General features: G+C 52.9%; 21 protein-coding genes. 13 read left to right on the top strand and 8 right to left on the bottom strand.

Annotated elements, in window-relative coordinates; all coding sequences use genetic code 11:
* Positions 1-22 precede the first annotated feature (22 nt).
* Positions 23-880, bottom strand: coding sequence for a metallophosphoesterase (locus KNP81_RS11100; protein ID WP_214719994.1), 858 nt, complete (start codon positions 878-880; stop codon positions 23-25).
* Between the two features lie 94 nt (positions 881-974).
* Positions 975-1,388 (bottom strand): organic hydroperoxide resistance protein, encoded by a 414-nt coding sequence (locus KNP81_RS11095; RefSeq protein ID WP_214719993.1) that lies wholly within the window; start codon positions 1,386-1,388, stop codon positions 975-977.
* 118 nt (positions 1,389-1,506) lie between these two features.
* Between KNP81_RS11095 and KNP81_RS11090 the strand changes: the two genes are divergently transcribed.
* Both KNP81_RS11090 and KNP81_RS11085 read left to right on the top strand, forming a co-directional pair.
* Positions 1,507-1,953 carry a MarR family winged helix-turn-helix transcriptional regulator gene (locus tag KNP81_RS11090; RefSeq protein WP_214719992.1) on the top strand — a complete coding sequence of 149 codons (447 nt, stop codon included), beginning with the start codon at positions 1,507-1,509 and terminating at the stop codon, positions 1,951-1,953.
* Positions 1,954-1,972: 19 nt separating this feature from the next.
* Entirely contained in the window at positions 1,973-2,899 is a 927-nt protein-coding gene (locus tag KNP81_RS11085) for a CAP domain-containing protein (RefSeq protein ID WP_214719991.1), read from the top strand.
* 44 nt (positions 2,900-2,943) lie between these two features.
* On the opposite strand, the gene KNP81_RS11080 is transcribed toward KNP81_RS11085, so the two are convergent.
* Complete coding sequence (locus KNP81_RS11080; protein ID WP_029595900.1) at positions 2,944-3,417, bottom strand: glutathione peroxidase; 474 nt, start codon at positions 3,415-3,417, stop codon at positions 2,944-2,946.
* A gap of 163 nt (positions 3,418-3,580) precedes the next feature.
* Here KNP81_RS11080 and KNP81_RS11075 point away from each other — a divergent pair, with 163 nt between their 5' ends.
* Complete coding sequence (locus KNP81_RS11075) at positions 3,581-4,102, top strand: VanZ family protein (protein WP_214719990.1); 522 nt, start codon at positions 3,581-3,583, stop codon at positions 4,100-4,102.
* A gap of 290 nt (positions 4,103-4,392) precedes the next feature.
* On the top strand, positions 4,393-5,694 hold the full coding sequence (locus KNP81_RS11070) for a murein hydrolase activator EnvC family protein (protein ID WP_214719989.1): 1,302 nt from the start codon (positions 4,393-4,395) through the stop codon (positions 5,692-5,694).
* Between the two features lie 33 nt (positions 5,695-5,727).
* Here the strand turns inward: KNP81_RS11070 and KNP81_RS11065 are convergent, their stop codons facing one another.
* The 3 genes from KNP81_RS11065 to KNP81_RS11055 all read right to left on the bottom strand — a co-directional run bounded on the left by KNP81_RS11065 (position 5,728) and on the right by KNP81_RS11055 (position 8,123).
* A complete protein-coding gene (locus KNP81_RS11065) occupies positions 5,728-5,934 on the bottom strand; it encodes a hypothetical protein (RefSeq protein ID WP_214719988.1) in 207 nt (68 codons plus the stop codon).
* Positions 5,935-5,976: 42 nt separating this feature from the next.
* The gene (locus KNP81_RS11060) at positions 5,977-6,822 is read right to left on the bottom strand and encodes a GNAT family N-acetyltransferase (protein ID WP_214719987.1); all 846 of its coding nucleotides are present in this window, start codon (positions 6,820-6,822) and stop codon (positions 5,977-5,979) included.
* Between the two features lie 86 nt (positions 6,823-6,908).
* A complete protein-coding gene (locus KNP81_RS11055; RefSeq protein WP_214719986.1) occupies positions 6,909-8,123 on the bottom strand; it encodes a dicarboxylate/amino acid:cation symporter in 1,215 nt (404 codons plus the stop codon).
* 211 nt (positions 8,124-8,334) lie between these two features.
* Here KNP81_RS11055 and zapA point away from each other — a divergent pair, with 211 nt between their 5' ends.
* The 8 genes from zapA to KNP81_RS11015 all read left to right on the top strand — a co-directional run bounded on the left by zapA (position 8,335) and on the right by KNP81_RS11015 (position 16,016).
* The gene (zapA, locus tag KNP81_RS15300) at positions 8,335-8,556 is read left to right on the top strand and encodes a cell division protein ZapA (protein ID WP_021066785.1); all 222 of its coding nucleotides are present in this window, start codon (positions 8,335-8,337) and stop codon (positions 8,554-8,556) included.
* 8 nt (positions 8,557-8,564) lie between these two features.
* Positions 8,565-9,101 carry a CvpA family protein gene (locus tag KNP81_RS11045; RefSeq protein ID WP_021066786.1) on the top strand — a complete coding sequence of 179 codons (537 nt, stop codon included), beginning with the start codon at positions 8,565-8,567 and terminating at the stop codon, positions 9,099-9,101.
* Between the two features lie 69 nt (positions 9,102-9,170).
* Positions 9,171-10,880, top strand: a complete 1,710-nt coding sequence (gene polX / locus KNP81_RS11040) for a DNA polymerase/3'-5' exonuclease PolX (protein ID WP_214719985.1) — start codon at positions 9,171-9,173, stop codon at positions 10,878-10,880.
* Positions 10,881-13,235, top strand: coding sequence for an endonuclease MutS2 (locus KNP81_RS11035; RefSeq protein ID WP_214719984.1), 2,355 nt, complete (start codon positions 10,881-10,883; stop codon positions 13,233-13,235). It begins immediately after the preceding gene.
* A gap of 7 nt (positions 13,236-13,242) precedes the next feature.
* A complete protein-coding gene (locus tag KNP81_RS11030; protein ID WP_144429829.1) occupies positions 13,243-13,659 on the top strand; it encodes a DUF350 domain-containing protein in 417 nt (138 codons plus the stop codon).
* Positions 13,660-13,933: 274 nt separating this feature from the next.
* Positions 13,934-14,392 (top strand): hypothetical protein, encoded by a 459-nt coding sequence (locus KNP81_RS11025; protein WP_214719983.1) that lies wholly within the window; start codon positions 13,934-13,936, stop codon positions 14,390-14,392.
* A gap of 155 nt (positions 14,393-14,547) precedes the next feature.
* Positions 14,548-15,492, top strand: coding sequence for a sensor domain-containing diguanylate cyclase (locus tag KNP81_RS15395; RefSeq protein ID WP_214719982.1), 945 nt, complete (start codon positions 14,548-14,550; stop codon positions 15,490-15,492).
* A gap of 101 nt (positions 15,493-15,593) precedes the next feature.
* On the top strand, positions 15,594-16,016 hold the full coding sequence (locus KNP81_RS11015; protein ID WP_214719981.1) for a hypothetical protein: 423 nt from the start codon (positions 15,594-15,596) through the stop codon (positions 16,014-16,016).
* 55 nt (positions 16,017-16,071) lie between these two features.
* Here KNP81_RS11015 and KNP81_RS11010 read toward each other — a convergent pair whose 3' ends face one another.
* On the bottom strand, positions 16,072-19,296 hold the full coding sequence (locus KNP81_RS11010) for an FtsX-like permease family protein (protein ID WP_214719980.1): 3,225 nt from the start codon (positions 19,294-19,296) through the stop codon (positions 16,072-16,074).
* A complete protein-coding gene (locus tag KNP81_RS11005; RefSeq protein ID WP_214719979.1) occupies positions 19,289-19,981 on the bottom strand; it encodes an ABC transporter ATP-binding protein in 693 nt (230 codons plus the stop codon). The genes KNP81_RS11010 and KNP81_RS11005 overlap by 8 nt, the downstream gene beginning before the upstream one ends.
* 205 nt (positions 19,982-20,186) lie before the next feature.
* Here KNP81_RS11005 and KNP81_RS11000 point away from each other — a divergent pair, with 205 nt between their 5' ends.
* The gene (locus tag KNP81_RS11000; RefSeq protein ID WP_021066795.1) at positions 20,187-20,390 is read left to right on the top strand and encodes a hypothetical protein; all 204 of its coding nucleotides are present in this window, start codon (positions 20,187-20,189) and stop codon (positions 20,388-20,390) included.
* Positions 20,391-20,423 lie beyond the last annotated feature (33 nt).

Raw genomic sequence — 20,423 nt, 5'->3', positions numbered from 1 at the left:
TGGGGAAAATAGGAAAAGGGACTCACTGAGGAGCCCCGGTCCCAGTGACGTCGATGACGACGATCTCCGGTGGGTTGAATACGCGCGGTACGCTGACGCTATAGTTGAAACCGCGCCCGATGACGTGGGTGAACGACTCGTGTTCGTACAGGCCGCCGGCATACTTCGGGAAGAAGCCCTGGTCCGGCGCGTACAGTCCGTTCAATAAATAGGGGATGCGAACCTGCCCGCCGTGGGCATGGCCTGACAGGACGAGGTCGAACGGCAGGGCGGCGTATGTCTCGACTTGTTCGGCCCGGTGTGACAAGAGCAGGCTGAACGCCGTCTCGGTGTCGACATCGCCGAGCGAGGTCAAGGCCGTCTCTTCCCAGCTCGCCTGAATATTTTCGGTATACGTCCGGAGCGGGTCTTCGAGCCCACCGACGAGGAGATCGACCCCGTTGACGTTGACTGAGGCCGTCTCATTCTCGAGCACCGTCACGCCGTAGGAGCGGAACACGTCTTTGACGTCGTGACGGACAAAGTCGTCAGAGCCGTCAATCTCGTGGTTGCCGGTCACGAAATACATCGGCGCGATGCCCTGCAGCCCTTCAATCAATTCGAAGGAGGCATCGGGTGAGCGGAAGCGGTCGAGGATATCGCCGGGAAGGGCGATCAAATCCGGTTCCTGTTCCCGCACTTTGTCGATTAAGACGCGTTGGTCGTCCCCGTACGAATAGCCGTGCAAATCGGACAATAGGACGACCCGGAACGATTGTCCCGACGCGAGCTTGTCCGACTCGATCGCGTAGTTCCGGACGGTCAGTCCGTTATAGAAAGCGGCGAGGAGGAACGCGACTCCGACGCCGATCGTCACATATTTACGTTTGCCTTTGAACATCGTCCGCCTCCTCTCGATGAATCGTTCGTTTCTTCAGTTTACTCTGTTGATGCTCCGGACGCAAAAAAAGCCCGCTCGGAAGCGGGCCATCGAATTATGCTGCTTTGGCAGTCAACTTGACGTCGACGTTGCCGCGTATCGCTTTCGAGTACGGGCAAACTTGGTGTGCCGCTGCGACAAGACGTTCCGCCGTCGCTTGATCGACACCTTTGATTTCGACTTCGAGTTCGACCGAGATGAAGAAACCTTCATCGTCTTGGTTGAGCGTCACGTGTCCTGTGACGTTCGTGCCGTCTGTTTTAATACGTTCTTTGCCGATGACGAGGTTCAAGGCGCTACCGAAACATGCCGCGTAACCTGCTGCGAAGAGTTGCTCCGGGTTCGTCGCTTCGTCCGCGTGTTTTGAGCCGGGCATTGATACGTTCAAGTCGATGACGCCGTCCGTCGATGTGACGCGACCTTCGCGGCCACCGATTGCAGTTGCAGAAGCTGTGAATAATGGTTTCATGATTCAATTCCTCCATTTCGTTTTTAGGCAATTAAGTTGTGCACAATCTAATTATAGGGCAGTCAAACAGATAAGCAAATGATATGCTTGTCCTAAGACTATAGCCGGAGGAAATTTTATGAAAAGTTCATTAACATTAGAGCATCAGATCTGTTTTCAGCTCTATACCGCTTCAAAAGAGCTTACAAGACTATATCGCCCAATTTTGGCGCCGTTAAACCTGACATATAGCCAGTACTTGGTCATGCTCGTCTTGTGGGAAGAGGACAATATTGATTTGAAACAGCTCGGGGAGCGACTCACGCTCGATTCGGGCACGTTGTCACCGCTCGTCAAGCGGCTCATGCAACTCGATTACGTGGAGAAAGTGCGGGCGACCGACGACGAGCGTCGTGTCCTCTTGTCACTCACGCCGTCCGGGAGCGCACTGCGTGAGCAGGCCGAAGAGGTACCGCTCAAAGTGAGTGGTATGCTGAATATAGATCAAGCGACGTATATCGCTTATATGGAGATGCTCATCGATATCAAGGTGCGCTTGCGTGCATTCGGTGAGCGAGAGGAGTAGGTTTTCGAAAGGAGACGCGATGTTTCGTAAACTAGTGATTTTATTGCTCGCAATCGGCATGTATGCGGCCTGGAAATTTGAAGTGCCGAACGTGTCGGCGCCGACGAGCATTCAAGTGAAGTCGACGGAAGTGGCGGAGGAGCAGCAAGAACGCTCGACCGACGCCCCGCGCTTCACGAGCCAATATGCCGGGCACGACTGGTACTTGCTCGAGAAGAGCGGCGACCGCAGCCTCGAGTTGATTGATGCCGACGGGTCGAAGCAAGGCCAGTATCAGTTCGAGACGGGCAGCATCTTTGAGGGGCTCATCGTGGGCGAGACGACACGACAACAAATCGAAAAAATCGGCTTCGATGAGGTCAAATCGTATAATAAGGGACTGAAGCGCTATTTGATTCCGGACGACCCGTCATTCAACGTCTATGCGATTGACGATGACTACGTGACGATGTTTTTCGATCAGCATGACGACGACAAGCTGAAGGCCGTGCTCACGGTAGACCGGGACGTTGAGGAGTCGAGTGACGGCTATTACGGTGACGTATCGGAAGACAATCTCGTCGCGAACGAACAATTGATGCGGATGCTCATGAACTGGGACCGCCAGAAGTTCGAACTGTCAGCACTCGCTGACTATGAGCCGTTGTTACCGGTCGTGCGCGCCCATAGTGAGAACATGGCCCGGAACAACTTCTTCAGCCATACCGACCCCGAGGGCCGCGACCCGTTCGAGCGGATGAACGAGGCCGGTATCGCTTACTCCCTCGCCGGCGAGAACTTGGCGATGGGGCAGATGAGCGTCTTTCACGCCCACTGGGGTCTGATGAATTCGCTCGGCCACCGGGAGAACATCTTGAAAGATGGCTTCACGCACGTGTCGGTCGGTCTCGTCTACAATGAGGAGTCGAGCCCGTTCTATACGATCAATTTCATCACACCACGCTAATAAAAAAGGATGGGCTGCCAGATTACGGCAGCCCATCCTTTGACTTATAACAGGCGCTTGACCGCCGTCTCGATCTCATCCGGCGTCGTCTGCGGCGAGAACCGTTCGATGACGTTGCCGTTCCGGTCGACGAGGAATTTTGTGAAGTTCCATTTAATCGTCTTCGAACCGAGCAGGCCGGGTGCTTCTTTCGATAAGTATTGGAAGAGTGGGTGGGCGTCTTTGCCGTTCACGTCTACTTTGGCGAACATCGGGAACGTCACGCCGTAGTTCAATTGACAGAACTCGCTGATTTCCTCGTTTGACCCCGGGTCTTGATTGCCGAACTGGTTGCATGGGAAGCCGAGGATATGGAACCCTTGGCCCTGATAGCGTTCATATAATTTCTCGAGCCCGTCGAGTTGCGGGGTGAAGCCGCACTTGCTCGCCGTGTTGACGATTAATAGGACGTCACCTTCGTATTTGGATAGCGGTTGGAGCTTGCCGCTCATGTCGGCTGCTTCATATTGATAGATCATGTTGATTCCCCCTTTTTTCTTTTCATTATACCAATCGCGATTTCAAGACACGACTTTGAACCGGTTGTTCGCAATCAAATTGTCATGAAATGATGAAGTCGTTGTTACAATGAAATGGATTGGACGGCGTATAATGAGACTCGTTGTAGAAAGGAAAGGTGTCATGTACATATTGAAAAATGAATTTATATGGATCGGTTTGATCCTGATTGGCTTATTCTTCTCGAGCGCGACCCCGTATTCGGACCAAAGCATCGTCTCACCGCTCGAACGCATCAATTGGACGTGGGCCGAACCTGTCCTCTCGACCGTCGATTTCGAGTATGCTGGAGGACCGGTATCACTCGAGGCGAAAGGCAGCGTCGGTTTGATTGAGTTCTTGATTCGGAAAGCGGCGCACTTCACCGTCTTCTTCGCGCTCGGGGCACTTCTCGTCAAAGCGGCATCGCGCACGCGACTCCATCCTGGGCTGACACTATTGTTCGCCTGGGCACTTGCGAACACGGTCGCCATCTTCGATGAGTTTCATCAAAGTTTGACGCCCGAGCGAACGCCGCTCATCCAAGACGTCTTGCTCGACAGTTTTGGTGCCGCCTGTGGCATCCTCCTCATCGGCGGGTTTCTGCTGTTCAAACAAGGACGTCATAAACGGTCACGATCGGGATTCGTAACTCCGAGGTGGTAAAAAAATCGTATAGGTAGTTATTTGAAAAGCGCTTTCATGAAGGGCTTTTCTTTTTGATTTATAACGTTTGTGTGACAAGCAAAATTGCAAAAGCCCTTTATACCTCCATTTTTTAACGGATAAAACCTAAAACAGGTCAATGTAACGGGAATGAAATATAAGTGTAAAATAACTTTAGGTTTAGATTGCTATAATGAGTCTCAGAGCGATATCGAATTTCGCCTATTAATTTATAATTTATGCGATCTATATTATATAGAAATTCAGAGAACTCAGCGGAGGGAAGCACATTGGTTAACTTGAAGAAACTTGCAGCAACCGTCACTTTAGGAGCTCTTCTCATTAGCGGCACGACACCTGGCTATGCAGCGTCACTTACAGACAAGCAGAAAAAGGTGCAACAGCAGCAACAACAGAATAACAGTGAACAGAGCAAAGCGAACGCCTCGATCCAAAAACGTGAACAGGCAATCAGCAAAGAGCAGCAAGAAATCAACAAGTTAGACGCTGAACTCCAAGACGTCATCAACGACGTCGCGCAAAAGAAAGCTGAGATTCGTGCGACACAACAAAAAATTGCAGCCCTCCAAAAGCAGATTAAACAATATGAAGCAAAAATGAAGGCGCAAGAAGAGCTCATGAAAGAGCGCATGGCCACGATGCAAAAAAATGGCGGCGGCTCGATCGACTGGGCAGAGTTCATCTTCGGATCGAAAGACTTCGGTGACTTACTTACTCGCATGATCACGGCGGGTACGATTCAAGAGAACGACAAACAAATCTTCGAAGAGTATCAAGCGACGAAAGAAAAATTGGCTGCAGCGCAAGCTGAATTAAAAGCCGAGCGCGATGCTCTCGTGAAACAAAAAGAAGAACTCGAACAACGTCAAAAGACGCTCAATCAAAAAATGAAAGAGCGCGCAGCGAAGATTAAGAAACTCAACGCTGAGAAAGTGAAGTTCGAATCGAAATTGATGAGCCTCCAAGAAATGGAGTCGACACTCAAAGCACAAGAGAAAGCCATCAAGGCTGAAATGGAAGCGCAGCGTCGTGCGGCTGAAGAAGCGAAACGTGCGGCAGCGGCAGCAGCGGCTGCGAAGAAACAACAAGCATCAAACACAGGCTCTAGCGCGGCAAGCACACCGACAGCTTCGGCAGCGGCATCTGTGCCAGCGAGCGGCGGTATGTTCCAACGTCCGGCAAACGGTCGTCTCTCACAAGGATGGGGTGCGGCAAGCGGTGCGAACGGCTACTCGTTCCACAACGGACTTGATATCGCAGCACCGGTCGGCACACCGATCAACGCAGCACAAACAGGTACGGTCACGACAGCTGGATGGGGTGGCGCTTACGGGAACCACGTTATCATCACGCACGTCTTGAACGGTCAAGTTTGGACGACAGTCTACGCACACATGAGCTCGGTATCGGTATCGGCCGGCCAACGTGTGACACAAGGTCAAAACATCGGAGCGATGGGTAGCACAGGGAACTCGACTGGCTCACACTTGCACTTCGAAATCCACCGTGGCGGTTACTCGTACTCATCTTCGAGCGCGGGCAGCACGGTCAACCCAGCTTCATTCTTCTAAGCCTATACAAAAAGTGATCGACGAACGCGTCGATCACTTTTTTGTTGCCTTATACGCGATAAAGGTCAAGAGCGCGGCACTGATGACGCTCAGCCAGAGCGTGTCCCAGTTCGGGTCGTCGAGCATGCTCTGGCCTCCGAGAAACACCATATGGCCGAGCACAGCGAACGTAACGACCGTCAAGGCGGTCAACCGTACCCGGCGCGGGATGCGGAGCCACCAACCGAATAATCTGTTCATCAAAAATCGCCTCCACCTACAGTATAGGGGAGGCGCATCAAATCAGCTAGGCAATCGAATCCACGCCGAGGTGAAGATTTTTTGATAGCCGACTTCTTTGTAAATCTTGTTCGATGTCGGGTTGCTCAAATCCGTATAGAGCGTACAATATTGTTTCGACGTCAAGAGCTCCCGGCTCAGCTCGGCGACGAGCGAGCGGGCATAGCCGCGCTTGCGCAACGCTTTTGGCGTGTAGACGAACGAGACGGTGACGCCGTTCGCGGTCTCGCGCGATTTCTTCGCGCACGAGACGACCTTGCCGTCGACTTCCCAGACGTACACTTCTTGATTCTCGAGCATCGTCGCAATCTTTTGTGTCGCGTTTGCCTTCGACGATACCGGTAAACCGGTATCCTTTTCGAACGCGTTATACGCCTTCACGAGGAATGCCTCATCGTCCTTGGTCGCCCGTCGCATCGACCCTTCCGACAGCGGGATGTCGTTGACACGATCAAGACGATACAGACCTTGCTCCATGAAGACTTTCGGCTCTCGCGCCGTCAGGATGTACCAGAGCGTGTAGAAATTCATCGCTAGATCAGCTTGCGAGACGACCTCGGTGAATGGGATATCACCATTTAATAGTTCAGGTACGAGCAGACGAAGGACGTCATCCTCTCGCTCATGCTTCACGAGCACATAGTTGAGCGGATGGGGCGGAGTTACTTGCAGGATCGCGAGCACATCACCGTCATCTTCGACGGTGAGTTGATGATACGACTCGTATCGGCCTTGTTTGATGGCATCGAGCACGCCAATCATCAAGCTGTTCTCGGCCTCATGTTCGAGCAGGTGGGGCATGACACGTTCTGCAAATCCGGATAGGTCGTTCCAACGAATCAGTTCCATATGAACACCCTTTCATCGTATGTATACGAAACGGGCAAACCTGATGGCTTGCCCGTTTTTTTCATTCTATCAAATTATAGATGAGATTACGCGATTTCTTCGCGTTCTTTTGCGTCATCCAAAATGTTGGTGTTGCGTTTGAAGTAATGAACGATTTTGGCGATGGCGCCGTCTCCCGTGACGTTTGTCGCCGTACCGAAGCTATCTTGTGCCAAGTAGAGGGCGATGACAAGACTGAGCATCGTTTCGCTGAATCCGAGCATCGAACCGAACAAACCGAGCGAGGCCATGACGGCTCCACCTGGTACGCCTGGTGCTGCGATCATCGTGACGCCGAGGGCGAGGATGAACGGGAGCACGATCGCGAATGACATCGGCATGCCATTCAAGTACATGAGGGCGACACCGACCGATGTGAGCGTGATTGTCGACCCTGACAAGTGGATGGTCGCACAGAGCGGCACCACGAAGTTGGCGACGCCTTCGTCCGTGTTGTTCGCTTTCGCCTGACGAAGTGTGACCGGGATTGTCGCCGCTGACGACTGTGTCCCGATGGCTGTGAAGTAAGCCGGCATCATCGTCTTCAAGAGACGAAGTGGGTTTTCTTTGTTGAGAGCACCTGCGACTGAGTATTGAATCAAGAGCATCGTCAAGTGAAGGACGATGATCGTGACGAAGACGAGCGAGAATACCGAGAGAATCTCAGCGACTTGTCCGGCATACGTCATGTTCATGAAAATTCCGGCGATGTGAATCGGTAATAGTGGAATGATGACTTTGCTGATGAGTAGTTCAATGATATCGCGGAAATCCATGGCCAAATCGAGCGAGCGCTTGCTTTCGATGGCGGCAATCCCGATGCCGATGACGAAGGCGAGAATGAGCGCCGTCATGACGCCGAATACCGGTGGAATCTCGAACTCCATGAAGCTTTTCAAAAGAGCTTCTTCCGGGTTTTCTGCAGAGGCCGTGCTGCGTGACAAGATTTGCGGGAACAAGTTGCTCGTCGTGAAGTAAGCGAGCGTCCCAGCAACGATTGTCGAGATGTAGGCGATGGCGGCCGTCAAACCGACCAATTTCCCGGCGCCTTTTCCAAGTTCCCCGATTCCTGGAATGATGAAGGCGAGAATGATGAGTGGGATGGCGAAGCCTAGGAACTGTCCAAAGACCGTGTTGAACGTGACGAACGTCCGGACAATCCAGTTCTGGCTTTCTGGTACGATGCTACCGAGTAAAATCCCGAATGCGATAGCGATGATGATGCGACCTAGAAGGCCAATGCGTAATTTCAAATAAATCATCCTCTCTTAATGTTTGAATTGTTGCTATTTTCGCACATTTCATGCGGTGTTGCCACCCTATCTTTCATTTTTTAACGAAGATTGACGTTTGACAACTTTGAAATAGGGTATCACAAAATGTTGGAGTGGAAAAGGGAGGGACCTTCTTCTTTTCCTAATATACAAACGATGTTATGATTAATTTTGAATAGACGTAAAGGAGGGGTGACGCGTGCAGGTACAACGAACAACGATTCATATCGCGGGTCAGGACTATACGATCGTCAGCGAAGAGCCGGCCGATCATGTGAGGGAAGTGGGCTTTCTGGTCGATAGCAAGATCCGTGAGATTCGTGAACAGTCCCCTCATCTAGACGCTCGTCAGGCAGCGGTGCTCGCCGCTATCCAAATCGCGAGTGATCACGTCAAAACTAAACGAAATACGGGAGAATAAATCACTTTATGGTTACTCTACTTATACTGTTTTTCTTGTTCATCGGGATCATCAACGGATTCCGCCGCGGGGCGATTTTGCAGCTCGGCCATTGGGTCGCGCTCATCATCAGTTTCCTCGTCGCGAATGCCTACTACCGTGATCTCGCCGAAGCGTTCAAGCTATGGATTCCATACCCGTCGCAACTCGATGGGTCGCTTCCGGAAGGTGTCATCGATTTAAACGCACTGACAGGACTCGAGATGACGTTTTATAACGTCTTCTGGTTCGTCGTCTTGTTCGTCATCACGAAGCTCGTCTTGCATCTCATCCTATCTATGCTTGACTTCTTGACGGACTTGCCGATCTTGCGTCAATTAAAAGGAATTATCGGAGCAGTCCTCGGGTTCTTCGAGGCGTACGTGATCACGTTCTTTATTTTGTGGGTCATCGCGTTCGTACCGATGGCAAGCGTCCAGAGCGCCGTCGACAACTCGTCGCTTGCGACGTACATCATTCAAGATACGCCATATCTCTCTGAATGGTTCTCGAATAAGATGTTGTAACACGACAGGCCGGAATGCAAGCTAGTGCTTGTGTCTCGGCCTTTTCTGTATGGAAAAGGGGGAAGCACGATGAATAAAGTCGAAGCGATGATGCTGCTAGAAAAAATCGCGCAATATATGGAGATTAAAGGGGAGAACCCGTTCAAAATCAACGCCTTCCGCAAAGCCGCGACGGCGCTCGAGAAGACGGAACTCGAACTCGAGGACATCGAGGATTTGACGACAATCTCCGGGATTGGCAAAGGGACGGCCGCCGTCCTCGAAGAATGGCGGGACACGGGACGCAGTGAAGTGCTCGAGTCACTCCAAGAAGAGATTCCGTACGGTCTCATGAAACTGCTCAAAATCCAAGGACTCGGCGGCAAGAAGCTCGCCAAGCTCCGTGAGGTAGGCGTCGTCGACCTCGAGACGCTCATCACCGTATTAGAGGACGGAACGGCCGCGAGCCTGCCTGGCTTCGGCGCCAAGAGCGTCGAGAAGTTGCTCACGGCGGCACGGAACCTCGAGTCACGTCCGGAGCGTCTCGCGTACGCCATGATGCGTCCGGTCGTCGAAGAAATTGAAGCGGTGCTTGAAGCCGAGCCGCTCGTCTTGCGCCATTCGGTCGGGGGCAGTTTCCGCCGCGCCGAGGAGACGTGTAAAGACCTTGACTTCATCATCGCGACCGAAGAGCCTATCGCCCTCCGTGACAAGCTGCTCGCCCTCCCGTTCATCAACGAGGTGATTGCGGCAGGCGAGACGAAAGTGTCGCTCGTCCTCGAGCGCGAGGAGATGGTGTCGGTCGACTTCCGCATGGTCGAACCGGGCGCCTTCGCCGCGACGCTCCATCACTTCACCGGCTCGAAAGACCATAACGTGCGCATGCGCCAGCTCGCGAAAGCGAAGGGTGAGTCGATTTCTGAGTACGGCGTCGAGACGGCGGACGGCCTCTGGCAACCGGAGACGGAAGCCGAGTTGTTCGAACGTTACGGGCTGCCGTTCATCCCGCCGGAGCTCCGGTCTGGAAACGCAGAGTTCGAGCACGACCTTTCGAAGCTCGTCACGCTCGACGACATCAAGGCCGACGCCCATATGCACACGGTCTGGTCGGATGGGAAGCTGACGGTCGACGAACTCGTCGCAGCGATGAAAGCGCGCGGCTATGAGTGGATTGCCATCACCGACCACGGCAAATACATGTCGTTCGTCAACGGCTTGACCGAGGAACGGCTCGAGGCGCAAGGGGAAGAGATTCTCGCCGCCGCCAAAAAGCACGATATGCACGTCCTGCGCGGTGTCGAGATGGACATCCGCCCGGACGGGACGCTCGACTATGAGCCTGAGTTCTTGGCTACGCTCGACTACGTCGTCGCCTCGATTCACTCGAAGATGGACCAATCCGTCGACGAGATTATGGCCCGGCTCGAGAACGCCTGCCGCTCGCCGTACGTCAACGTCATCGCCCATCCGACCGGTCGTCTCATCGGCCGCCGTGACGGCTATCCGATTGACGAGGAGCGCTTGATTGCCCTCGCCAAAGAGACGGGGACGGCGCTCGAGTTGAACGCGAACCCGAACCGGCTCGACTTGACAGCCTCAACGCTGAAGAAAGCGAAGGCGGCCGGCGTCAAACTGATGATCAACACCGACACGCACCACCCTGATATGATGGAAGATATGGCACTCGGCGTCCTGCACGCCCGGAAAGCCTATCTTGAACCGTCAGACATCATCAACTGCCTCTCGTTCGAGGACGCCAAGGCGTTCATCGACGCGAAGCGACAGAAAGGAACATGCTAGATGGATCACGCGTTACGCGTTTTAGAATATGAAAAACTCCGCCAGCAGCTCGCCGCCCACGCCGCGAGCTCGCTCGGTAAAGAACGGGCGCTCAACATGCAGCCCGACTATACGTACGACCGGGTATTGTCGAACTTGAACGTCACCCGCGAGGCGACCGAGGTCGTAAGGCTCCGCGACCGGTTGCCGCTCGGCGGACTGACCGACGTCCGCAGTGAAGTGAAGCGGGCCGCCATCGGCTCGGTCCTCTCGACGAGCGAACTGCTCGCCGTCGCCGCCGTCATGTATAGCGGCCGCCAAGTGAAGAACTTCTTCGAGAAGCTGCACGAGGACAATGAAGACCTCCGTATCCCGCGCCTCGACGAGTATGCCGAGCGCTTGACGAAGCTGATCGAGGTCGAACAGACGATCCGTCACGCCATCGACGACCAAGGCACGGTCCAAGATTCGGCGAGCGACCGTCTCCGTGGCCTACGGACCCAGCTCCGTAGCTTTGAAGGTAGCGTCCGTTCACGGATTGACAACATCCTCCGCAACAATGCGAAGATGCTGTCGGACGCCATCGTCACAATTCGGAACGACCGCTATGTCGTCCCGGTCAAGATGGAGTACCGCCAAGCGTTCGGCGGGATCGTCCACGACCAATCGGCATCGGGCCAGACGCTCTTCATTGAGCCGCAGGCGATCGTGTCGATCAACAACGAGATTCAAGAAGTCCGCTTGAAAGAGCGCGCCGAGATCGACCGTATCTTGAGCGAACTGTCAGACCTCGTCGGCGGTGTCGCCGATTCGGTCGTGACGAACCTCGACGTGCTCGCCACGCTCGACTTCGTGTTCGCGAAAGTCGCTTACGGTCATCAGCTCAAAGCGACGGAACCGAAACTGAATGACGAGCGCGAAATCAAGTTGAAACAGGCGCGCCATCCGTTCATCCCGCAAGACGAGGTCGTGCCGATCACGGTCGAACTCGGTGAGGCGTTCACATCGCTCGTCATCACGGGACCGAACACCGGCGGGAAGACGGTCACGCTCAAGACGCTCGGACTGCTCCAATTGATGGTGCAGTCAGGTCTGTACGTGCCGGCCGAATTCGGGACGGAACTGTCCGTCTTTGACGCCATCTACGCCGACATCGGTGACGAGCAGTCGATCGAGCAGAGCTTGTCGACGTTTAGCTCGCACATGACGAACATCGTCAGCATGCTCGACAAGATTGACTTCATGTCACTCGTCCTATTCGATGAGCTCGGTGCCGGGACCGACCCGCAAGAAGGGGCGGCCCTTGCCATCGCCATCCTTGACGAAGTGAAACGTCGTGGTGCCCGTGTGGCGGCGACGACGCACTACTCGGAATTGAAGGCGTACGCCTATAACCGGGAAGGCGTCATGAACGCCTCGATGGAGTTCGATATCGAATCGCTCAGCCCGACGTATCGCCTATTGATTGGCGTACCGGGTCGTTCGAACGCGTTCGAGATTAGTCGACGTCTTGGCTTATCGGAACAGGTCATCGACAAAGCGCGAAGCCATGTCGGCACCGACGCCGAGTCGGTCGAATCGATGATCAATCAGCTCGAGGCGGCCAAGCATCGCGCCGAACAGCTCGAGAAAGAACTCATCGTCAAACGCCACGACCTCGAAGAAGAGCAAGCTGCGTTCGAGGCGAAGCTGACCGATTTCGAACGCGAGCGCGACACGATGTACGGCGAAGCCGAGGCGCGTGCCGAAAAGGCCGTCGAACAGGCGAAGCGCCAAGCAAACGAAGTCATCGACCGCTTGAAGAAGCTTCGTGAAGAAGGCATCGTCAAAGAGCACGAGATCATCGCCGCGAAGAAACAGCTTGAATCGGCGAAACCGACGCTCCAAGATAAAAAGATTCAAAAAGTGAAACAAAAAGCGCAACAGAAACGTACATTCAGTAAAGGCGAAGAAGTGAAAGTGACGACGTTCAACCAAAAGGGCTATATCGTGAAGCAATTGAACGATAACGAGTACAACGTCCAAGTCGGGATTATGAAAGTGAACGTCAAAGCGGACGACCTTCAAAAAATCGGACCTTCGAAAGAGCAGTCGCTCCAGTCGAAAGGCAGCTCGCTCAAGCGTCAGAGCTCGACGAAGTCGGAGCTCGACTTGCGCGGCGTTCGGGTCGAAGAAGGACTTTCCCGCCTCGACAAATATATCGACGAGGCACTCGTGTCTGGGTACGACAACGTCCGCATCATCCACGGTCTTGGGACCGGGGCGATGCGCCAAGCGACGCAGGAATACCTGAAAGGACATCGTCACGTGAAGAGTCAGCGCCCCGGTGGGATGGGTGAAGGCGGACTCGGTGTCACGGTCGTCGAACTGAAGTGAGGGGAACATGGTAATGGGGAATGTGAACGTCAACGTATTGCTTGAGTCGCTCGGCCTGTATACGATCGCCGGACTCATGATTGTCGTCGGTCTGGCCATCTTTGAGGTGACGACGCCGTACAGCAATTGGCGCGAGATTCAAAAAGGCAATATCGCCGTCGCACTCGCGACCGGCGGGAAAATCGTCGGGCTCGCCAACATCTTCCGCGTCGTCGAGAGCCACCACGACCAGACGATGGACGTGTTGGTCGGCGGGAGCTTCGGTTTCGTGCTCTTGTTGGTGACGTATTGGCTATTCGAATTTTTGACGCCGTCGCTCAAAGTGAACGAGGAAATCGGGAAAGGGAACATCGCCGTCGGCCTGATGGCGTTCCTGCTCTCGATTGGGGTCTCGCTCGTCGTCGGCGCGGCGTTGGTGAGGTGAAGACATGGTATACGAGAGATTGGCAAAGATTCTCTTCATCGGGGCCGGCCTGTTTTTAGTGGCAGCGGCACTGTGGTTTATTTTTTATTGACTCGAAGAACGGAGCGTCCGAGATGGGCGCTCCTTTTTTTGATTGATTTCTAAAAAACGCATATCCTTGATATTTGAATTTTGGACAATTGTTAAATCTGATTTGAATTATAATCATCTCAATCGGTAGAAAATGAAGGCGGTACTTACTTATCACAAGAATCAATTGGGGGAGGCACGAATGGTGATTGATTTAGATTTTTTGATGACAACGGAAGACTATGTGCTCGAGACGGAGTCGTTCCAGATGAAGGGCGTCACCTATTATCCACTCGAGTGGACGTTTTGCGGGGCAAGTGACCCGACAATGTTGCTGACTTGGGACGAGGAGCGCGACCGCATCCTGATCCGCTTCGAGCAATATGCGGTGTTTCTCGGGACAATCGAAGACCATAGTATACATGAAGAAGGGCTACGTAATGCTTACCCAATCGTGAAACTGAAGACGTCTCGCTTCACACGATTCGCCGCAGAGAACATGGGTACGGAGCGGATCAACACGTATAGAGGCGAACTATCCCATTATGTCATTCGAACGTTCGAACAAGAGTTTCACGTCTTGGCGTACGAAGATCCGACCGTGCTCGACTTGGGGAAAGTCGGGGATACGGGCGTCATCATCGAGGTCGTGGACGAGGCATAAACGAAGGAGAAGAAGCGAGTGTACAAATCGAGCGTTCATCCCTGCACCTTTCTCTACTTTCAATTCTCATATGGTAAAATGTATGAAGACGAAGAGAAAAGCATAACCTTTCAATGCATAGGCTGTACATAGAATGGGATGGGGTGGAAGATTGTATGAACACACAATTTGAAGAATTGAAGATGTATGAGAGCTTTGACGAGCTTGCGAACGATGTCCTTGATCTCGCAAATGAAATTTTGCCCGAGCAAATGTTTTATTTGACTGCGTTCACAGACTCGCAACAGGTCATTTTGAAACTGTCCAATCAAAAATCATCGATTCAGATTACGGAAAACATGGTCGTCGATTTGAGCAATTCTGTTTGTAATCGCATTGATTTCGAGAACAATCAACCGTTGCGATATGAAGATATCAAGCGAGACTGTGATGTGGAGGAAGTGGAACGGCTACTCGACGACGTAAACATCCGCTCATATTTAGGTATCCCAATCTCACTGACGAACGGTGAAAAGTTTGGCACGTTGTGTGCCGTCAATGATGAGGCGAGTGTGTTGGATCCGAGGAGTATCGCGTTGCTTCAACGAATCGTCAAGCTGTTCTCGTATTATTTGGAACTAGAACGTTTTGTGTGGCGAGATATGTTGACGGAGCTGTACAATCGACGCTACTTGACGAAGTACTTTGAAGACGACTCGAACACGCACGGTGCGCTCTTTTTCCTCGACTTAGACGGATTCAAAAGCGTGAACGATCGGTACGGTCACGACATCGGGGACACCGTCCTGCAAGAAGTGGCGACAAGGCTTCAAACGATTGTGAACGAACAAGGTGATGCGTTCGCGGTCCGGTTAGGCGGAGATGAGTTCGTGCTCCACTTTTCACAGGCCGCGGGTCGAGACGAATGGGGCCACATCGCGACTCAGATTATCGATGAGTTAAGCAGGTGGGATGAGGGTTACCAAGTCTCGACGAGCATTGGCATCGTCACCTACATACGAGATGAGCGTACGACGTTGGTCACGCTTTTGAAACAAGCGGATGAGGCGCTATATCAAGCAAAATCAGCTGGGAAGCGAACGTTCAAGTTTGTTCACTGAAAGTGCTTCTTGCGGGGATAGACATTTGAAGAAGCGTGATTAAGTTCAGAGGAGGGAAGCGTATCTATAAGTTCGTTTTATCCATATGTCTATTCATCGGCATGACGTCTATTTTAACCGGTTGCGTTGGCACGGTTGAAACGATTGACGACAGACCCGTCATTCATTTCGATGCGGCTTCCATCATTTCGGCTGCCCGCGACCATCAAATCAAAATGCTCACGCTATCGAGCATTCCGACCGATGTCGTCGCCATATCCGGAGCGGTTAAAGAATTGCAAGGTATGCAAGCAGACAACGACATATACTCGACCGAACTGGAGGAATTGCGGCATGAGGATTCCTCGGCCGATGAGTTCAAAGACCTCGTTGGCGAATATTTAGAAGCGGAAAATGCGTATATCGATCAAACTATCGAGGCCTTATACGGTGGAGGCACGAGCCGTCCAAGTCGATTCTCGATGGATACGCTCTACTCGCAATCAAACGCAAAAGTGTCAGAATTTCGATATGAGCCAAAATAATGTAAACGCAACGGAGCGCCATCCCAGCAAGGGACGACGCTCCGTTTTTTTTAGTTTACGGTACTTCAATTTTAACGGTATACACTTTCGGCATGGCGCCGCTTGAAGCATACAAGACGAGCGTTTTCTCTTTCTCTGGAACGAGGAAGACCAAATCGATTTCGGATTTCTCGCCTGGTGTGTAAATGAATCCACCCCGAAATGCTTTCTTGTTGTGGTTGACTATGTCGACCGGACTGTACTCTGTGCCGTCTGGCGTGTACATGCGGAACCCGTTCGGTCGATAGTCCATAGTGCCACCATATTGATCATCCTCATTAAAGAGAGAAATCGGTAGGCTGACGAATCGTTTTCCAGCTTCCGGTTCGGTCCCATCCGGTGAAGCAAAGACGGGCTGTCCGACTTGGAATTCACGTTTCTTCATTCGTGGATCCCCAATAAACGTTTGGAACGTGCCGAGGTTCATGATTTTTTGAAGGTCATCTTCTTTTGGTGTCGTTGCTTTGGTTTCTTTCGGTTTATCTGCTTTTAAATCAGCCTGTTTCGCACCGGTCGTCTGTGCGGTCGGGGCTGGTGTCGTCTTCGCTTCTTCCGTCGCCGGTTTCACTTCAGGTGACGTGAAGACGAACAAGCTGATGATGCCGACGACGAGAGCGGTCGCAGTCGTCCCGAGGACGAGACGGAACCGTTTCTCGACTTTCTTCTGGTTAACGACGTGTCCGCCGATGGCTTCAGCCGGTGTGATGCGGACGGCCCGTTCCGCCGGGAGGAGCGCCCCGAGGACACCGGTCACGACCGGGATGAGGATGGTCGCGAACAGGAACGGCAACTCGGACGTCGGGAACTGTTGATACATGATGGTGACGATGATGATGGTCACTGTCACGCCGAGGAGTCCGGCGAAGAAACCGGTCAACGCGCCTTCCGTCAAGACGAGGCGACGGATAGACGTGTTCTGCCAACCGAGCGCCTTCAAGACGGCGAGCTGCGGCTTGCGCTCCGAGACGTTTTGCCACATGATTTCGGTCGTCGTCAGCATGGCGATGAGCAAGGCGACACCCATGGCGACGTAATGCATCGTCCCGACTTCAAGGGCGACGAACTCGCCAATCCATGTCGTATACAAGACGCCTTGGAGGCGGAATGTGACGAATAGGAAGAAACCGAACAGACTCGTCGGTAAGGCGATGGCGAGAATCGACAATGTCGTCCGCGGCCAATACGTCACGAGCTGGTTCAAGCTCATGCCGACGCTCGAGCGGGAGCGGAGCAGGCGGCGCCCTTTCGACACCTCACCCGACTGCATCGTCTCATACGGTTTGATTTTCCGCACGAGTCGAATCGGGATAAGCGTCCCGAGCCAGTAAATCAACAGACCGGCCAAACCAATTAATAAGATGCGCGCGATCGACGTCGAACCGGCTGCCGTCCATAGGAACGTCCCGAGAATCATCCACGAGATGAGCGCGACCATCGACCCGAGAATCGTCGCTTCGAGGAACAACAGTTTCGACAGTTGGCTCGGGCGCCAGCCGAGCGACAACAGAATGGCGAACTCTTTCTTTCGCGCGTACAGCATGATGATGTTTGAGCTGAACACGTATAGCATCGCGACGAGGATGACGCTCGCGACGACGCCAGAGAAGCCTAGTTTCGCTTCTTGGAAAATCGTAATCGACGATCCGAGTTTAATCCACGGCTGTTGAATCCAGCCGAGCGCGCTCGAATCTTTGAGTCCAGGCAGATACGTGACAGCGTATTGTGGAGACGACCCGAGCGTCACGTCGGTGATAAGACCGGTCTTGTCCTCAATCTCTTTGGCGACCGCTTGCAGTTTCGCCTCACTCTCTTCGTTTAAGACGTCCACGCCTTTCACGTTGACGCGAATCGCCGAGATAGCTTTGTCGCCGGCGATGGCGAACGCGGCATCGAGCGTCGTCAACATCGAAGGTGGTTTCGTGAGGAAGCTGTACGGGTTGTTCGTCGGCTTGACCGTCGTCGGTGGGTTGACCGGCTCGTCTTTCGAGTTCATGACCCAATCGGCGCTCGCCGGGAAATACGTCTCCATCGGCAGTTCCGTCAGCGGGTCTTTCGACAACTTCAGTTTCGACGGATCGAACAAGCCGATGTAGTTATATTTCACTTTCGGCGCATCGTTGAGGTCTTCCGCGTATTTATTTGACTTGCGATACATACTTTCTTGGCCGTAAGCCACTTGACCCTCAGCGAGGAACGGTTTGATTTGATACGAGTACGGCCAACGTTTCGGGAACGGGCTCGTCACGCCTTCGTATACGAGCGGTGACGCCTTCTCGGCAAGCCAAGTATAGTCAACTGTGACACGAGGGTCTTGCGGTTGTGGTGTCCCTTCTAAAATGTGTTTCGTGATATTGTCATGCATTTGTTGTGCTGTAAAGTCGTATGAGGCGACTTCCGTCCCTTTCAATCTATCGAGGTATTCATCTTTTCCTTGATCGAGATACGTTTTGATAAATGCCTCTTGATCGCTTGTATCGACATCTACTTCTTCAATCGTGTAGTTGATTGAGGCATCGACGTAGTCTTTTGAACTCATCAAAATCGGAATCGTCGTGATGTCCTCATCGTAAGGCTCTGGGACATCCTCATCATTGAAATAACGACTGAACTCTGTCGCTTGTACGGCATCGTCTAACCCGACGAGTTTCGCTTCGGCGACCGGGTCGATCCCAGCCAACATGACATCGATCCCGTAAGAGAGGGGAAACTCCTCGTACAGGGCGGTCGGACCGATTCCGATATGGGTCGAATCACCGTTTGGCATCCAGCCGACCCAAAAATAAGCTTTTAGATCTTGGAAGTCATTGATTTTTTCAATGCCCGTATCGATGAGTGTATTCATCTTGAGGCGATAAAGACCCGCTTTATCAAACGTATGCGTTTGCGTGAACGAACTAGAATAAGTCGACCCGATCATCGCGATCGGGGCCGCGACATCGACGTCGGCAATCTGTTGAACCGTCTCGTATTGTTCGCGCGTGATGCCTCCCTCGAGCCCGCTCATATAGTTTGGTTCGAGCAGGTTCAAGTCCTCGGTCACGCTGCGGCTGCCTTCTGGCCGGACGACGATATGGTATGACGAGTCCCACCGTTTCTGGAGCTCGTTGACGACCGTGCCGTTGTTCGCCTGGGTCACTCCGAGTAGATAGCTGAGCCCGGTACTGACGATGAGCATCCCGACCATGAGCAGGATGAACCGTTCCTTATTCCGCCACCATGAGTTCCAGATGAACTTAAGCATGATGGACGTCGCTCATGGCGACGACCTGCCCGTCGCGCATCTCGATTTTTCGGTTCGCCCGGTCGGCGAGCTCCGGGTCGTGCGTGACGAACAAGACGCCACAGCCGTTGTCCCGGTTTAGACGCGTCAACAACTCGAAGATGATATCGCCCGTATGCGTGTCGAGGTTTCCAGTCGGCTCATCCGCGAGCAGCCACTTCGGACGGTGAATGAGGGCACGGGCGACGGCGACGCGCTGTTGCTGACCGCCGGACAGTTGCGATGGCAGCGAGTTCGCCTTGTCGCTCAAGCCGACTTCTTTTAAGAGTTCAAGTGCCCGTTCTTCGCCGTCATAGTCGACTTTCCGGCCGAACAGCGGTGCCATGACGTTCTCGAGAGCGGTCAATGTCGGAATCAAGTGGAACTGTTGGAAGATGAAACCGATGTTGTCGAAGCGGAAGTCGGCGAGCTGTTTCGCGGACAAGGTCGAGATTGGTTCGCCGTTGAATAAGAGCGTGCCGTCGGTCGGACGGTCGAGTGTGCCAATCAAGCTGAGCAGGGTCGATTTCCCCGAACCGGATGGACCGATAATCGAGATGAAATCGCCGTGGTTGAAGTGAAGGTTCACATCGTCGAGCGCGAGCGTCGCGATGTCGCCGTTATCAAAGCGTTTCGTCAGGTGTTTGCATTCAAAATCAAAGGCCATTGGAAGCTTCCTCTCTTGGTGGGATAAGATAGTCAATATTAAATATGTAAGAACACGTAATTTTCTGACTATTTATCATAGTGTAAAGGAAAAAGTTTCCTGTTGAAAGCCGAGAAAATTTTCGTCTTGGTTTCGAGAGAAGTATGGGACGGAATGGGGAAAAGAGTTATGAGCGTGTTGAATCGAGTGAAAGGGAGTGGAAACAATGAAACAGTTCGAAATTGAGTTCCATATGATTAACGATGAGGTGTTGACGCAAGTGGTGGAAGCGGAGAGTCGTTATGCGGCGCTCGAATCGATTTATCAGTCGTTCCGTCATGCGACGGACGGGTTCGTTCAGTTCGAGGATGAGTGGATCATTTTCCTCGACCATGTCGTGTATGTGAAGGCGTTTGAGATTGTGGAGTGAAAAATAAAAATTAGCATCATTTTCAGAGCGCTA

The sequence above is a fragment of the Exiguobacterium sp. s149 genome, from assembly GCF_018618395.1.
In the GTDB taxonomy this organism is placed as follows: domain Bacteria; phylum Bacillota; class Bacilli; order Exiguobacteriales; family Exiguobacteriaceae; genus Exiguobacterium; species Exiguobacterium chiriqhucha.
Note: the sequence above shows the minus strand (reverse complement) of the source record. Positions and strands in the feature narration are given on the sequence as shown.

Excerpts from the sequence above, each read along its gene's own strand:
- KNP81_RS11065 (WP_214719988.1), bottom strand. The coding sequence starts at position 5,934 with ATGAACAGATTATTCGGTTGGTGGCTCCGCATCCCGCGCCGGGTACGG.
- KNP81_RS11095 (WP_214719993.1), bottom strand. The coding sequence starts at position 1,388 with ATGAAACCATTATTCACAGCTTCTGCAACTGCAATCGGTGGCCGCGAA.
- KNP81_RS11100 (WP_214719994.1), bottom strand. The coding sequence starts at position 880 with ATGTTCAAAGGCAAACGTAAATATGTGACGATCGGCGTCGGAGTCGCG.
- KNP81_RS11010 (WP_214719980.1), bottom strand. The coding sequence starts at position 19,296 with ATGCTTAAGTTCATCTGGAACTCATGGTGGCGGAATAAGGAACGGTTC.
- KNP81_RS11035 (WP_214719984.1), top strand. The coding sequence starts at position 10,881 with ATGGATCACGCGTTACGCGTTTTAGAATATGAAAAACTCCGCCAGCAG.
- KNP81_RS11060 (WP_214719987.1), bottom strand. The coding sequence starts at position 6,822 with ATGGAACTGATTCGTTGGAACGACCTATCCGGATTTGCAGAACGTGTC.
- KNP81_RS11075 (WP_214719990.1), top strand. The coding sequence starts at position 3,581 with ATGTACATATTGAAAAATGAATTTATATGGATCGGTTTGATCCTGATT.
- KNP81_RS11005 (WP_214719979.1), bottom strand. The coding sequence starts at position 19,981 with ATGGCCTTTGATTTTGAATGCAAACACCTGACGAAACGCTTTGATAAC.
- polX (WP_214719985.1), top strand. The coding sequence starts at position 9,171 with ATGAATAAAGTCGAAGCGATGATGCTGCTAGAAAAAATCGCGCAATAT.
- KNP81_RS11085 (WP_214719991.1), top strand. The coding sequence starts at position 1,973 with ATGTTTCGTAAACTAGTGATTTTATTGCTCGCAATCGGCATGTATGCG.
- KNP81_RS11030 (WP_144429829.1), top strand. The coding sequence starts at position 13,243 with ATGGTAATGGGGAATGTGAACGTCAACGTATTGCTTGAGTCGCTCGGC.
- KNP81_RS11055 (WP_214719986.1), bottom strand. The coding sequence starts at position 8,123 with ATGATTTATTTGAAATTACGCATTGGCCTTCTAGGTCGCATCATCATC.
- KNP81_RS11000 (WP_021066795.1), top strand. The coding sequence starts at position 20,187 with ATGAAACAGTTCGAAATTGAGTTCCATATGATTAACGATGAGGTGTTG.
- KNP81_RS11015 (WP_214719981.1), top strand. The coding sequence starts at position 15,594 with ATGACGTCTATTTTAACCGGTTGCGTTGGCACGGTTGAAACGATTGAC.
- KNP81_RS15395 (WP_214719982.1), top strand. The coding sequence starts at position 14,548 with ATGAACACACAATTTGAAGAATTGAAGATGTATGAGAGCTTTGACGAG.
- KNP81_RS11045 (WP_021066786.1), top strand. The coding sequence starts at position 8,565 with ATGGTTACTCTACTTATACTGTTTTTCTTGTTCATCGGGATCATCAAC.
- KNP81_RS11090 (WP_214719992.1), top strand. The coding sequence starts at position 1,507 with ATGAAAAGTTCATTAACATTAGAGCATCAGATCTGTTTTCAGCTCTAT.
- KNP81_RS11080 (WP_029595900.1), bottom strand. The coding sequence starts at position 3,417 with ATGATCTATCAATATGAAGCAGCCGACATGAGCGGCAAGCTCCAACCG.